General features: G+C 63.2%; 9 protein-coding genes and 3 pseudogenes. 6 read left to right on the top strand and 6 right to left on the bottom strand.

The window, feature by feature from the left end; genetic code table 11:
• Positions 1-941: 941 nt before the first annotated feature.
• The 4 genes and pseudogenes from ABZW96_RS35090 to ABZW96_RS35075 all read left to right on the top strand — a co-directional run bounded on the left by ABZW96_RS35090 (position 942) and on the right by ABZW96_RS35075 (position 5,263).
• A complete protein-coding gene (locus ABZW96_RS35090) occupies positions 942-1,229 on the top strand; it encodes a transposase (protein WP_355080867.1) in 288 nt (95 codons plus the stop codon).
• A gap of 36 nt (positions 1,230-1,265) precedes the next feature.
• Positions 1,266-1,868 (top strand): annotated as a pseudogene (locus ABZW96_RS35085) (IS630 family transposase); the annotation flags it as partial.
• Positions 1,869-1,960: 92 nt separating this feature from the next.
• A complete protein-coding gene (locus ABZW96_RS35080) occupies positions 1,961-3,253 on the top strand; it encodes an IS630 family transposase (RefSeq protein WP_355080865.1) in 1,293 nt (430 codons plus the stop codon).
• A 330-nt stretch (positions 3,254-3,583) separates the two neighbouring features.
• Positions 3,584-5,263, top strand: coding sequence for a hydrogenase maturation protein (locus ABZW96_RS35075; RefSeq protein ID WP_355080864.1), 1,680 nt, complete (start codon positions 3,584-3,586; stop codon positions 5,261-5,263).
• 655 nt (positions 5,264-5,918) lie between these two features.
• Here ABZW96_RS35075 and ABZW96_RS35070 read toward each other — a convergent pair.
• Genes ABZW96_RS35070 through ABZW96_RS35060 form a run of 3 tightly spaced genes read right to left on the bottom strand, consistent with a single transcriptional unit; the run spans position 5,919 to position 7,689 of the window.
• Positions 5,919-6,290 (bottom strand): hypothetical protein, encoded by a 372-nt coding sequence (locus tag ABZW96_RS35070; protein WP_355080862.1) that lies wholly within the window; start codon positions 6,288-6,290, stop codon positions 5,919-5,921.
• On the bottom strand, positions 6,230-6,544 hold the full coding sequence (locus ABZW96_RS35065) for a hypothetical protein (protein WP_355080869.1): 315 nt from the start codon (positions 6,542-6,544) through the stop codon (positions 6,230-6,232). Before ABZW96_RS35065 ends, ABZW96_RS35070 begins: the two co-directional genes overlap by 61 nt.
• Complete coding sequence (locus ABZW96_RS35060) at positions 6,430-7,689, bottom strand: hypothetical protein (RefSeq protein WP_355080871.1); 1,260 nt, start codon at positions 7,687-7,689, stop codon at positions 6,430-6,432. The genes ABZW96_RS35065 and ABZW96_RS35060 overlap by 115 nt, the downstream gene beginning before the upstream one ends.
• A gap of 120 nt (positions 7,690-7,809) precedes the next feature.
• On the opposite strand from ABZW96_RS35060, the gene ABZW96_RS35055 reads away from it, so the two are divergent.
• Positions 7,810-8,760 (top strand): alpha/beta hydrolase, encoded by a 951-nt coding sequence (locus ABZW96_RS35055; protein WP_355080860.1) that lies wholly within the window; start codon positions 7,810-7,812, stop codon positions 8,758-8,760.
• A 569-nt stretch (positions 8,761-9,329) separates the two neighbouring features.
• On the opposite strand, the pseudogene ABZW96_RS35050 reads toward ABZW96_RS35055, so the two are convergent.
• Positions 9,330-9,538: pseudogene (locus ABZW96_RS35050) on the bottom strand (helix-turn-helix domain-containing protein); the annotation flags it as partial.
• Between ABZW96_RS35050 and ABZW96_RS35045 the strand changes: the two are divergent.
• A pseudogene (locus ABZW96_RS35045) lies at positions 9,528-9,989 on the top strand (transposase); the annotation flags it as partial. The pseudogenes ABZW96_RS35050 and ABZW96_RS35045 sit on opposite strands and share 11 nt — an antisense overlap.
• Before the next feature lie 294 nt (positions 9,990-10,283).
• On the opposite strand, the gene ABZW96_RS35040 reads toward ABZW96_RS35045, so the two are convergent.
• Positions 10,284-11,438 carry an EamA family transporter gene (locus ABZW96_RS35040; RefSeq protein ID WP_355080858.1) on the bottom strand — a complete coding sequence of 385 codons (1,155 nt, stop codon included), beginning with the start codon at positions 11,436-11,438 and terminating at the stop codon, positions 10,284-10,286.
• Positions 11,439-11,762: 324 nt separating this feature from the next.
• Entirely contained in the window at positions 11,763-12,893 is a 1,131-nt protein-coding gene (locus ABZW96_RS35035) for a TauD/TfdA family dioxygenase (RefSeq protein ID WP_355080856.1), read from the bottom strand.
• Positions 12,894-14,728 lie beyond the last annotated feature (1,835 nt).

Below are 14,728 nucleotides of genomic sequence, written 5' to 3'. Positions count from 1 at the left end.
ACGCCCGCCATCGCCACCGATCGCCACCATCCCAGCCAGCCTCCACGCGAGAAACAACAACAAACAGACACGACGAGAAAACAGCCAGCATCTGCCCCCCAATCCTAGCCACCCCGCCCGTCCCGAAGAGAAAATTCTTAATCAGATGGCCTTCCCTACGTAACCATACAGTCATCTATTGCCGATCGGCATTCCTCGACCTTGCCGATTGATCCGCGCGCCTCGGCTGCTCCACATGCACAAACTCATCGAGGGGGCTGCAGCAGGAAAGCGACGAATACGGATGTAACCGCTGGTCAGCGGTGGTCGGAGGCTGGACAGATCGCGCAGCGCCTGGTGTGAGGTTGGAGTAGCGGCTCGGGTTGTCGGCGTTGCTGTGCCCGGGATTTGAATGTGAGTTCCAGGAGGCCGGCACCGGATTCGCCGAGGTTGCTGAGTCCGGAGTGGCAGAGTTCGTGCAGGTCCCACCTTGTCCCTGCGACGGCGGTGGCGGCGTCGAGAACATCGCGGTGACAGCTGCGCGTGACCGGCCGGGCCTACGTCGCGATCGGAGAGGTGTTTACCAAGGCCGGGTCGGCGGTGTGTGACGGACAGTGGTCTGCAGACCACATCGCGGACGAACTCCTCGGCATCGGGCTCAAGGTATGTCGATGGTCCATCCGCTACGAGGATTTCCGCACAGACCAAGGAGCCAACCGAACCGGGGAGCCTCTGCGTGACGCGCAACTTCTTCGCTGTCGACGCCGCCGCATTCCCGCGACCTGTGATTGATGAACAACCGAAGGACATCTGGAACCAAGATGTCCAAGAAAGCTATGTCCCGCCTCCCGTTCGAACAGGGAGATACCGGCACAGCACGGCGGAGGCATGTGAACTGAGGTTGCCCCGGTCTTCCGGACACCGACAGTGAGGTGAGATTCTCGCCTCCGAAAGGAGTCTGGATGCCACCAGCACACCCACTGGAGTTCCGTCAGCGCGCGATCGAGTTGGCACGCAGTAGCGACAAGCCGATCGGTCAGGTCGCGAAGGGTTTGGGGATCTCGGAATCGTGCCTGCGGAACTGGCTGCGACGTGCCGATATCGATGAGGGCGCCCGGGAGGGCGTGACCAGCGCTGAACGCAAGGAACTGGCCGAGTTGCGGCGCAAGACTCGGCAACTCGAACTGGAGAACGAGGTGCTACGTAAGGCGGCGGCCTACTTCGCACGGGAGAACGTCCTCCCAAAATAGTGTTCCCGGTGGTCGCGCAACTGGCCGAAGCAGTTCACCGCGAAGATGAACCGCGTCCTGGACCTCTACGACCATCCACCCACTGATGGACGGGTGGTCTGCGTGGACGAGTTCGGGCCGCTGAATCTGCAACCCCGCACTGGTCGTGGCTGGTTCCCGCGACGAACCCCGAAACGGCTGCGAGCGACTTACCGGCGGACCCAGGGCGTGCGGCACCTGCTCGGCGCTCTGGATCTGGCGACCGGCAAGATCCACTACCGGATCCAGGATCGTAAACGGTGGCAGGAGTTCCTGTCGTTGCTGAAGTCGCTGCGGGCGCGCTGGCGCGGGCAGAAGCTTTACGTCATCGTCGACAACTTCTCCCCGCACAAACGCACCGAGGTCCGCACCTGGGCTGAGGCCAACGACGTGGAACTGGTGTTCCTACCAACCTATTCATCGTGGTTGAACTGGATCGAAGCCGAATTCGCCGCTCTACGCTACTTCGCGTTGAACGGCACCGATCACCGCAGCCACGACGAACAGGACGCCGCGATCGGCGCCTACATCCGCTGGTACAACCAGCACATCCGACCCAAGCGCGACTTCGCCGTCAACTCCAAGATCCGCCACCCTGATTACCTACCGAAGGTTGCTTGACGAGGCACTAGTGTGTCGCGCCTGAAATGCATCCTCTAAGTTGTTAGCCTGTTTCTGTGTCGCATCGTGGGCCTTCTGCTGTTGAGATCGTCGTGTCCGAGGCTGAGCGTGTGGAGCTTGCGCGCATGGCGGAATCGCTGGATCGGCGCGAGGCGCAACGAGCTCGGATCGTGCTGGCCTGTGCTGAGGGTATGTCGAATGCGGGTGCCGCGCGGCTTGTCGGTGTCTCGGTGGGGTCTGCGGCGAGATGGCGTGGGCAGTTCGCTGCCGAGGGTCTGGAGGGACTGGGCGATCGCGATCGCGGTGGGCGGCCGGTGGCCGAGATCGTGTTGACCGGCGATGAGCGTGAGACGTTGCAGCGGTGGGCGCGGCGAGCGAAGTCGTCGCAGGCCCTCGCGGAACGCTGCCGGATCGTATTGAGGTGTGCGGCAGGAAAATCCAATCAGGATGTGGCAGCCGAGTTGGGTATCACGGCCCAGACTGTTGGTAAGTGGCGGAGGCGTTTCGCGCAGAAACGTCTCGAGGGGCTCTCCGACGAGCCGCGTCCTGGACGGCCCCCGTCGGTCCTGCTGGACAAGGTCGAAGAAGTCGTCACGATGACCCTGGAGCAGAAGCCGGCAGGCGCGACGCATTGGTCGCGGACCTCGATGGCCAAACGAAGTGGTTTGTCGCCGTCGACGATCGGGCGGATCTGGAACAAGTTCGATCTGAAACCGCATGTGGCCGACGGCTTCAAACTCTCGACCGATCCATTGTTCGTGGACAAGGTCGTCGATGTGGTCGGGCTGTATCACAATCCGCCGGAAAAGGCGGTCGTGCTATGTGTGGACGAGAAGTCGGGGATCCAGGCACTGGACCGCTCGCAACCGGTGCTGCCGATGATGCCCGGCATGCCTGAGCGATACTCCCACGACTACGTCCGCCACGGCGTGACCAGCCTGTTCGCGGCGTTCGACATCGCCGACGGAGCCGTGATCTCCAAACTGTACTCCCGCCGCCGCGCGGCCGAGTTCAAGAAATTCCTCATCGCGATCGACAAGGCTGTGCCCGCGGAACTGGACGTGCACCTGGTCTGCGACAACTTGTCCACCCACAAGACACCGACGATCAACGCCTGGCTGGCCAAACATTCACGCTTCCACATGCATTTCACCCCGACCGGCTCGTCCTGGCTCAACCAGGTCGAACGCTGGTTCGGGTTCCTCACCGACCAACTCCTGCGCCGCGGAGTCCACAAAAGCGTTGCGGCACTGGACAAAGACATCACAGCCTGGATCGAGCAATGGAACGCCGACCCGAAACCATTCGTCTGGCGAAAGACCGCGGAGGAGATCCTCGAATCACTCGCTAAATATCTTCAACGAATCTCAGGCGCGACACACTAGCTGGACCACCCACCATTGGGAATGTCGCAGAGTGCTGGCATAATGACCGCGTCAGCGAGTTGCAACGGGGGCAATGCAGCTAAGGGCTGGCAGAATATAACTGTGCAATTTGATGTCATTCCACGATAGAAACGCCCAACACATCGGCGATAAACCCGATGTTCTCCCAGCGTGGAGTGTGTAAATATTCTGGATGCCAGACGGTTTCCGCTCGAGTGCAATGAAAACTATGTTGAGATTCGAATTTTGGTCGGCTGCCTATAAATGACGCCAGGCAAGGCGTAAATATCTACCTTTACACGATGGAGGCCAACTTTGCGAATCCTTCTAGTGGCCAGTGCATTCAACAGCCTGACCCAGCGCATCCACGCCGAACTACGCCTCCGCGATCACCGCATTGGTGTCGAACTGGCGCTGAGCGATGAACAGTTGCGGGCGGGGGTGACTGCCTTCCAGCCTGAACTGGTCCTCGCGCCTATGCTCACCAGGGCGATCCCAGAAGACATCTGGGCGGCATACACCGTGCTGATCGTGCACCCAGGCCCGATCGGCGACCGTGGGCCCTCATCTCTCGATTGGGCGATTCACGAGGGCGAACACAAGTGGGGCGTCACGGTGCTTCAGGCGGTTGAAGAGATGGATGCCGGACCTATCTGGGCTTCGGTACCGTTCACTGTCACAACCTGTAGTAAGAGCGAACTCTATCGCAACGAGGTATCCGATGCCGCTGTGCAGGCTGTGCTGCTCGCAGTCGACCGATTCGCAAGTGGTCGGTTCGATCCTGAGCCGCTGGACTACCTCCGACGGGACATCCGTGGACGGCTTCGGCCTTATCACGATCAGAAGCGCCGCCGGATCAACTGGGAAACCGACGACACGGCTGCCGTCCTAAGGAAGTTGCGCGCTGCCGATTCACAACCAGGCGTGCTGGATGAGTTGTGCGGGCGGGAGTACTACCTGCACGGCGGCCATCGCGAGGATGCGCTGAGAGGCACACCTGGCGCGATCGTCGCCACCCGCGACGGTGCTATTTGCCTGGCCACCCTAGACGGCGCGGTTTGGGTACCACAGTTGCGACCGCGCCGCGTCGCGGGTGGTCCGAGCACCTTCAAGCAACCTGCGACTACTGCACTCGGATCCGACTTACCAGCGTCAATTTCTGAGGTGCCCGTCACACCTCCAGCGGCCGCTTTCCGGGACACGTGGTCCGAGTTGCGCTATCAGGAAGATGGCACGGTCGGATACCTCGAGTTCTCGTTTGCCGGCGGCGCGATGAGTACCCACCAATGCCGTCGCCTTCTGGCAGCGTACCGGCAGGCGTGTACGCGACCGATAGATGTCCTCGTGCTCGGCCCTGCCAGGGACTTCTTTTCGAACGGCATCCACCTGAATGTGATCGAAGCAGCAGACAACCCAGCCGAGGAGTCCTGGCTCAACATCAATGCCATGAACGACGTAGTGGAGGCAATACTCACTACCACGGACAAGTTTGTTATTGCGGCTCTGGCGGGGAACGCGGCGGCGGGTGGCGTGATGCTGGCATTGGCCGCAGATGAGGTTTGGTGTCGAGAATCTGTCGTGCTCAACCCACACTATCGGCTGATGGGTCTGTATGGTTCGGAGTACTGGACTTACACGCTGCCCCGGCGGATCGGAAGTAAAGAGGCGGAGCGTCTCATGCGAGAGGCCCTCCCCGTAGGAGCCAGGGCCGCCGCACAAGTCGGCCTGATAGACCGTGTGGTTTCGGGCAGCGCCGAAAAGTTCTGGCGCGTGGTACGACGAGAGGCGACAAGACTTGCTGGTAGCACAGACCTGGACAATCGACTCGCGGTGAAGAAGCGACTTCGCGCTACCGACGAGTCGATAAAGCCGCTCGCTGCCTACCGCAGCGAGGAGCTGACCCAAATGCACCGCAACTTCTTCAGAGAAGGTGAGCCGTATCACGAGCTGAGGCGAAAATTTGTGCACAAGGTACGCGCGACTCCAGTTCCGCCGCATTTGTGCGACTGATCACGCGCTGGAAGTGTCGAAGCTCTCGCGTTCGCGTCCTATTTGATCGCGGCCACCAGCCGCCGGAGCTCCGGTGCGCGGAAGGTTTGGGCGGAGCCCGCAGCAAACCATGGGCCCGAACCCACGCGGGCGATCAGCGTCCCTATCAACGCTCCTGGTGGTGGCGGATTCGGGCTGCGTGGGTGGTGGTAGCCCGTAAGGTTGGTCGTGGCTGACCTGCGGCTGATCAATGTGGACGACTCTGGTGTCGAGAACACCGTTGGATCGTCTACGGCTGGCTGGACTGCACCCATGAGGAGTGACGTGTGTGTCTACGAGCGCTGTTCGAGATGCGCAAGGCGCTATACCTGGCCCACAAGATCCCGGTGTCGATGGAGCTGCACGCACCAAGTACATCAACGGCCGCAGCGAGATCCAGCACAATCAGTCGCGGCGCTGGTATCAGTTCGAGACGTGGAGTGATGACCACTGCCGATGTCGGCCGAATCCGCTCACCTTCAAGGCGGCCCGCCTACTTCGGGTCCCAGGCTGGTCTTCGCCGAGAATCGGGTGGATAGCGCGTCACGATCGTTGAGAGGAGTTGGTGGCGACGCGGGTATACGCGGACGAGATAAGTAGGAGTTGGCGCGTATGCGGGAGTTCCGGAGATCAGCCGCTATAGCCGTGGCTGCTGGCCGTCGCCACGTTCGATGAGCATGGTCAACATGGTGAGGATCCGGGATTGTCCGGACGCGGCGGCGGCCAGCTTGCCCTGTATCTCGGCGAACCCGTTGTGCACCTCGCTGAACTGGGTGTTCATCGAATTGCGCAGGTCGGTCAGATCTTCATGGACGGCGGTGAATTCGGCCAGGGTGGCTTGGCGGAAGTCGCGGATCTCCGAACGGATCGCGGTCACGTCCCGGTCGGCGCCACCGGCCAGCACCCGTGCCGCCGCGGCGTCCTGCTCGGCGATTTGCAACCGCCCGGTTAGATCACGGACCTGCGCCTCCAGCGCGGCCACATGCGCCTGCAGATCCTCTGATGCCATAGCCCGCCAGCATACGCAGGATTGGGTGATGTCGTCCTGCACCATCCAGACAGCGCCCGCCAGTGCGTGTCGCCTCGGAGAGGAGAGTCGTTGCCCAGCGAGCGCGGCAGCAGCGGATCCCGTGCAGCGAAGGTCGCGTTCACCAACTTCGTGATGGCGCGGCGCAGGTTGTCACGAGTGATGGAGTGCCGGCGCACCTGCCGCAACGCTGCCTCGGACTCCTCGTGCTCGCCGGTGTTGACGATTTGCCGGATCCCCGTGTTCGTGCCCAGTGCAAAAGGTACAAACGCAGCCGACGGCGCAGCGTGTCGCGGTCGATGACTTCCCGGGAAGCCACGGAGGTGAATTCTGCGGTGAAGTCGGTGAGGAAGTCGGCGTCTTCGAGCACGTCCAGCAGGTCGAGAGTGCCCCACCGGCGGGTGACTTCGGCTTTGATCTTGTCCAGATTCTCCGGCTCCGGTCGTTTGTCCAGCTTCGGCACGCTGATCCATGGCTCCCCACGCCGCCTTGTCAACCGCACCCCGCCCGTGGTGCCCTCGGCCAGGCCGACATCGAAGCGGGTCAGGACCTCGCTTATGCGCTGCTGGAGCCCGGTGATGAACGCGGTTGCATCCAACGCCTGACGGATCGCGGCATAATGCACCTCACGGGTGCTGTCGAAACCGCCGGGCAGGTCGTCTTCGGAGTTGCGCCAGCGATTCGCGCTATCGACGTAGATTTCGCGGCGACAGATCGCGTCCCGCAGGGAACCCGCATCAATCCACAGCAGAGTCAGTGGTACAAGGTGATCAAGGACGGCACCGACGGATTCGTCGTCATCAGCACGCCGGACGACACCCTCACCATCGAGCCTGGCACGCCACTGACCGTGGCCGCGCAACTGCTCTACCCATCCCGGTACGAGGCCGGTGACGGCACCCTGCGCAACTTCCACGCCGCCGAGGTGACCCGACCATACCTCGAACTTCCACCCACTCAGAGCCGGCGACCCGCCGAATCCGCGGGGACGTACGAGATTGTCGAGCCAGAGCCGAGCAAGCTGACCAGCCCTGAAAGTCGAGTTGTGCAGCGTCAGGATGGCGCGAGAACCACTCCATCCTGACGTTGTCCGCGCCCTTGCCGGGTCTCGTGTCGGGCTGTGCCCGAGATACACACGGGTGCGACTCATCTGAACGCCGATCAACGTTAAATAGGTGGTCGCATGACCGGAAATAGGCATATGCCCCATGTGGGCCCGGTATCTGTCCGATAAGGATGGTTGTCGTGCAGCGAGTAGAACATCGGTGACAACACCGTCACCCCAACCGCCCTGAACCATCCTCGACAACTGCGCCGGGTAGGCCGACAAGGCGGCCGCCCGCGCGAGCGGACTCCACAACACCACGACCCAGAAAACCATTTTGATGGCCCCTGGGCGGTGATCGGCTCCCCATTGGGAATGGACCCCGCTCTCGGGCCTGTTGCTGGTGGCGGACAAGGCGGAAATATCAACGTCCCTGCCAGCGAACTGGAGCCGCTCATGTCGATCCGCACGACGCTCCCCACCGTGACGGAACGCCGTGTCACGGTCTCGACCGGAGACGGCGTCGCTCTCGCGGTTCGCGAGTACGGACCGCGCGACGCCGACCGCACCGTCGTCCTTCTGCATGGACATTGCCTGCGCACCGAGTCCTGGACCTACGTCCGCGACGCGCTACTGCGCCGACACCCGGACGCCCGGGTGGTCTGCTACGACCACCGCGGACACGGCGACTCCGCCGCGGCGTCGCGGAAGACCTACAACCTCGAGCAGCTCAGCCGCGACCTGCAGGATGTTCTCGACGCGGTCGCCCCCACCGAACCGGTTGTCCTTGTCGGCCACTCGATGGGCGGCATGACCGTGCTGACCTACGCCGCACAGCACCCGCACGAAATCGGCACGCACATCGTCGGCGTCGCGCTCCTGGCGACCGCCGCGAGCGGGCTCGCCGACGCGGGCATCGGCCGGCTCCTGCGCAACCCGGTCGTTTCCGCGTTCCAGGCGGCCGTCCGCCGCGCCCCGGGCCCGATGCACCACGCGAAACTTTTAACCTGCAAACTCTTCGCCCCCATCATCCGTACCGCCGAGTTCGGCGATCGCAAGGTCAGCCCGCGGGTGCTGGCGCTGGCCAACGCGATGCGCAACGAGACGCCGATCGTCACGATGGCGAGTTTCCTGAGCGAATTCATGGTCTACGACCGGACCGACGCGCTTGCGATCCTCTCGCGAATCCCCACGCTGGTGCTGTGCGGCTGCGGCGACCTGATGACGCCGCCCTCGCATTCGGTCGCGATGGCCGCGGCCGTCGAGTGCTCCGACCTAGTGATGGTCGAGGGCACCGGGCACTCGGTGATTCTCGAGCAGCCCGATCAGGTGGCCGAGGCCATCAACCGCCTGATGGCACGAGCGGGCAATCCCGGCCAGGTCGCGGCCGTTCATTTCGTCGCCTAGCTAAGCTAGGCGTCCACCGCCCATCGACGAGGTCCGGATGGACCGGCCCGCGTCGCCCACGCACGCGACACGTGTGAAGCGCGGTAGCAGGCACCCGGGCGGACGGGGGGTCCTACTTTCTGTGCCGTCGCGGGTCGGCTCCTATTTTCGTGACCGCATTGAGGGCAGGCTATGTATCCGGAGGTCGCTCGGAACCCTCATTCGACGACGTATCACCGTGGTGTGTCCACCGATGCGACAACCCTGTGATCCACATTTTCACACGGGCCGATATCGCGCAACGGCGTCAGTTCCTCATCGCCGAGATCGGCATCCGGCCCGAATTCCTCATTCCACCCGCCCCGGTGCCGCCGGACCCGGCCAGGCGGGCGCGACCGCCCTACGCCCGCACCGCCGTAGTGGCGATGCTGGACACGAAGGGATTCGATCGCGAACGCGTAGAGCGGGAGATCACCCTGCTCCTCGGTGAGCTGCGATTGCAATGCGGTGTCACCGATACCCTCCGCTACCGGTTCACCGGTGACGACCTCGAGCAGCTGCGTGCCCGGCTCAGCCTGAACAGCAGCGGCCTCTTGAGCCCGCAGGTAGCTGTAGGCCGTTCACGGCTGATGCCGAATTCCTTAACCAGCAACGATTTGGATTCACCGGCGGCGGCGCGGGCCCGTAATCGGCCGGCCTGCTCTCCGGTGAGGGCGGGTTTGCGCGGTGTAGGCGCCGCGGGCTTGGCCGTGGCGATACCCTCGCGCTGGCGTCCCAGGATCAGTGCGCGCTCGAACTGGTGGACTCCGGCCACGCATGCCGGTGAGACGGGGCCGCAAGGGATGCAGCGGCTGCTGTGGCGAGCGGACCGGGACGTCGACGGTGTTCGTGATGATGTGCGTGCCTATGTCGTGGATCGGCTCGGCGACCCGGGTGCGGTGCTGGCCGCTGATGAGACCGGGTTCCTGAAGAAAGGTCTGCGCTCGGCCGGGGTGCAGCGACAGTACTCCGGCACGGCCGGGCGGACGGAGAACTGCCAGATCGAAGTGTTTCTGGCGTATGCATCCGAGCGTGGGTACGCGCTCATGGACCGCGAGCTCTACCTACTCGAAGCCTGGTCCGGAAACCGTGAGCGCTGCCGGGCCGCGGGCATCGCCGACGAGGTCGGATTCGGCACGAAACCACGACAGGTGATCGCCATGCTCGACCGGGCATTGGATACCGGGGTGCCGTTCGCGTGGTTCACCGCGAGATGAGGCCTATGCCAAGCCGGTTACCTGCACGACTGGCTCGAAGATACGCCACATCACCTTGTCCATGCTGGCTCCCGCCTGACTTGCTGCCACGAAAGCAATTGTCGCAAGGTGAGATACGCCGAACCAGGCGCAGACATGACCGCTCTGGCGCTACCCGAGATCCGCCGTCCGCTCGTCGCCCTTGTCCTGTCCCGCCGCCACAACCCCGGCACAGGGCCTGGTCAGGATGGCGCCGCCGCCGACAACACCAAGCCCGCCTATCCCACTACCAGCGACGAGGACACCCACTCACCTGAGTGTCGCTGCAGTATCAGTCCGACGATCGCCGGTGGCGCCGCGCCATGCCGAGCCGGTGCGATCCGCGGACTCCTGCGGACGCCACGCGGCGCCGACGCACGCGATGACCACCAAGCCTATTCCCAGCCACTGGGCCACCTGCAAATTCTCCCCAAGCAGCATCAACCCGATGCCCGCAGCCACTACAGGGTCAAGGCTCATCATCACACCGAACACCGCCGCCGGAATCCGGCGCAGAGCGGCCAGTTCGATGGCGTGCGGGACCAGCGACGATAGGAAGGCGAGGGCGGCAGCCCACGCGAGGAATCCTGGATCCATCAGGACCGCAGCGTCATTCGCGATCACAAGTGGCGTCGCAAGCAGCCCGCTGAAGCCCATCGCCAATGCGAGTCCGTCATGGCCATCAGTATGTTTGCCGACCACGGCGCTGCACACGATGTAGGCGCCCCAGCCTGCCCCGGCCACCACCGCGAACAGCACACCGCTCCACGACACCGGCCCTCCACCGTCGACCAGCAGCAACACACCCCCACCTGCGAGCGCCACCCACAACGCGTCGCGCCAGCGTCGTGATCCGATCAGGGCGATCGTGAGTGGGCCGAGTAGATCGATGGTCACCGCCATGCCCAGCGGAATGCGGTGCAGCGCAGCGTAGAAACACAGGTTCATTGCCGCGATGGCCGCACCGAGCGCGACGATCGGAATAAGCGCCTGGCGCTCCACCCGTAGCGACGGCCGCCACAGCAGCATCGCGAACACGCCGGCCAGCATCATCCTGACACACGCCACAGTCGTTGGCGAACCGATCGGGAACAGATGTTTGGCGATGACCGCACCGAGCTGAACGCTGACCATTGCGCCAATTACGAGTAGCGATGTGGACAGTTCGACCCGCGACCTGGAGAAGTGCGGTGTGATGCGTGTGGAGGCGTCCGGCACTGGACCGATGACCACGTGTGGCTCCATATCTGGACACGCCTTCGGCCGGTGTGGCCAACGACGCATGTTGTTGTGCAGGAGAATTCGGTGGGGTATTTCTCGTGAATTCTTCGAGCGGATGGCGGCGCGGAGGAATCTCTCCGCACGGAAGTAACCTTGTTGACGCTCGGGCGCAATGTCCGGTTTCGGCGTGCTCGAAACCGTCACCACCTGAGAGTCGTAGCTAGATGTGGGCGTCGGATTCGCGGCATCTCCCAGACCAAGCGGATAGTGGACTCGACATGCAGCCGGTCGTGCGTTCGGTGCGCTGGGATACCCCGGTGGAACCGGATCCAGGTCCACGTAGCATCGTCATGAGCCTGACGGCAGGCGAAGACGCAGCCTGCTACGAGAACGACAGAGGGGCGTGTGGCCGCCCTGGGCCGATGTGGTCTGGGGCATCGGTTTTCCGCTGTAGTCGCAGCCGAGAATGTAGTGCCGTCAACGGTGATGTCGATCAATTCGATCGGTTCACTCACCAACATGGGGGTATCAGACTGCGCGAACATGCTCGCGAGTATTTTGGCGGGACTGCAATGTGTCTGCCGCCCGGAACGGCGCGACGGTCCATTGCCCGTAACCATCCTCGCTGGCTTCGTCGTTGCGCCGGCGTCGTTCCGGAAGCCAAATGTTCACTCGCTTCAGCCACCGATCAGTACCGTCGTACCGCGGGGTGAACGGCACCCGACCGTGTACCGCGACGTCGTTGTCCAGCAGCAGCACCTCGCCCGGTGCGAGCACGGTGGTCACGCAGACGCGCTCGAGTTCAGCGGTGAGCCGGTCGTATGCCGCGCGAAATTCGGGGTCGGCCCCCGCGAGTGGGGTGTACGCAGGGTCGTAGCGCACCGTCTGTTCGGCGGGGTTGGTCGCGGTCCAGAGAGTGGGGACAGGTGGGGCTGAGTATTTGTTCTGGTCGGCGCCGTAGGATACGTCCGGCAGGATCGGCAATGTGGGCGTGCTCAGCCGGGTGCGGTCCTCACGGGAGAGCGCAACGCAGCGTACCGAGGATACCGTGGTGCCGACCAGGTCTGGGTTGCGCAGGCAGCCGAGCATCAGCAAGTGTGACCGCCGGGGATGGAACGCGTCTTCGGTGTGCGGGCTCAGCAGCACTTTGCTGCTTGCACCTGACTGTTCGTGCTCGTGACCGACCGCTGGGATGATGTTGTTGACGAGTCGGCCATCCTGTTGACCGTCCCAGCCGAACGGCTCGCCCATGCTGCGCGCGAGCAGCAGCATGACGAGGTCGAGTTCGAACGAGTGTGCACGCCGCACCGGATCGCCACTCCACAGCGCAGCCTCCCGCCAACTCGGCGGTGTCGGCCCGATTTCGTTGTCGGCCAGCGGAAGACGGCTGACGATGGTGGCTCCTGCCGCGGTGGCGGGAGGGCGCATGGCACGGCGTACCTCGGCGGGCAGTTCTGCGACGCGAGTGTCGATCTGGTCGATCAGCGCCGGATTCGTGAGGGTGCGTGCGGCGACGGCCGGATCGGCGATCGCGGAATCGAGTATGGCGGATATCTGTCTGGCGAGCGAACGCACCGCCCGTCCGGCGCTGACGGACAGTTCACGTCGCTCGATATCTTGCTGGTGCTGCGTCTTGCTCTCGGAGAGAACGCTTTCCATCGGAAGAGCTCCTACTTCACATTTAATTTAGAATGCATGTGCATAATGAGCGCGTCATTAGACCGCGAATGCTTCAATATCCGAGCCGGAATACGGCTTGGTGGATCTATATTTCACGAGTGCTGTTGAATTGCCTACCGGTGGGTGGGGGAAATGCCTCTGTGAGTGTGCATCGGGAATTCTGGTGACAGAAGAATTGTGCTTCCGGCTCCGGGTTGGTGCTGTCTGTGGGATGCGATCGTCGCAAGCCGTCTGCATGGCAGGTATGGGGGAAATGCCTACGATATGCCGGACGGGCCGCAATGTTCGGTAGGGCATAGCGATCGCGGAACGCCGGCCGCAGACAGGCGTCCACAGGCGCGGATGTCGTAGTGGGCTGTCTCGATTCGTTTCAGCTGCGGCCAAAGTATGCACACGGGTGGTTCGAGGTCGGCCGGCTCGATCGTGCGGTGGGGGCGTGGCAGTCCTTTCCCCCACGCAACAGCTCGGCGCACACCACTGGAGTAACATTCGACCCGCCGAGCCGGTCGAGCGCTGCGGCGCGATCCGGGCGTCCCTCGTTGAGGTAATCGTGCGGCAGATGAAGGTGCCACGGTTGTCGAGTCTTCGATCTGGTCAAGCAGGCGCAGAAACTGGTACCTCGCGGTCTGCGGCGTGCGCACAGGAAGCGGTCAGGGTCGAAGTCGGTGATACGGGCACGACCGGCCACAACAGATCATCGGGACACATCCAGCCCGGCCCCGCGGGTAGCCGGCACCCCTTCGGACTGTGGTCGAGCGATCAATCTCGAAGGCCCGATGGCCAGTCGCAGGGCGGGTCAAACAGTGTTTGGCCAGATTGGGGGCTCGCTCGACGACATTGCCGCGCTTGCAGGGTAAGTCGAAGACCGGGTCCCGGTGGCCGGTGCGGCTTCTGTGCTTGCGGTTTGGCGACCTGTGATCGGCTCGATCGGGAGCCAACTCGCGGCTGTCAACGCCCTGGACGTCACCGGCTCCATGGCCAGAGGTCATGCAGAAGCCCTGACCTGCTGTCTTGTGCGCCGCACTTCAGCGCACTCGCTTGTGCGCCGCACGGCAGAGCACTCGGGTTGGGCAGAGGTTCGGCAAACAGAACTGGCATAACGGAACTGAGGTGTTACGCTACAGACAGCTGATGATCAGTTGAATCTACGCTGGCAGAGGGAGGAGTACCGGACTCTGGAGTCTCGTGGATAGGTGGTAGGCCCGCAGGGTCAGCACTCTGGAGCGATGCCGCCGCAACCGCGCGGCGGGTTGGTAGGTGCGAAGTTGCAGCCTACTCCCGGTGTGAGCGGTGACCTGGCGGGGCGAGACGCTGCTGCTCGGCCTGATGTCCAGAACGCTCGCAGTGGCTCGAAGGTTGGTTGGCGAGTTGGCGCACGACAACACGGCTGGTGCGATCGCAACGACCCTGCGGGGGAGATGGCATCGGTCTCGTCGCGGCGGCCGATCGCGAGTCGCCGCGGAATGGTGCTGCCCGACCCTGCGTTCCATCGCTGGTGGATAGCCCAAGTGCGGTCGGACCATGAAGGGTGCGGCCGAACCGCCATCGATCGCTGGCGCAGGAGCGCGCACAACGATCGATGGCGGAGAATGCTTTCAATGGCGATCTGCCCGCGGCCGACCCTATTCAGCGTGCCTGACGGTGCTATGTCCGCGCTGGATCGACCTATTTGGAAGCACAGTAGGTCAATTTTCGACTGCCAGATGATCTGCTATCTCGTTGATACCCTGCATGCATACTTTCCGCGGATAGGCCAGCGAATAAGCAAAATACTGCCCGGTAGGGTCTGCTCGCTTTCCTGCCTGCTCCTTTTT

The organism is Nocardia sp. NPDC004168 (assembly GCF_040610355.1).
Lineage (GTDB): Bacteria > Actinomycetota > Actinomycetes > Mycobacteriales > Mycobacteriaceae > Nocardia > Nocardia sichangensis.
The sequence above is the reverse complement of the archived record's forward strand: the minus strand, read 5'-3'. Positions and strand labels throughout refer to the sequence as shown.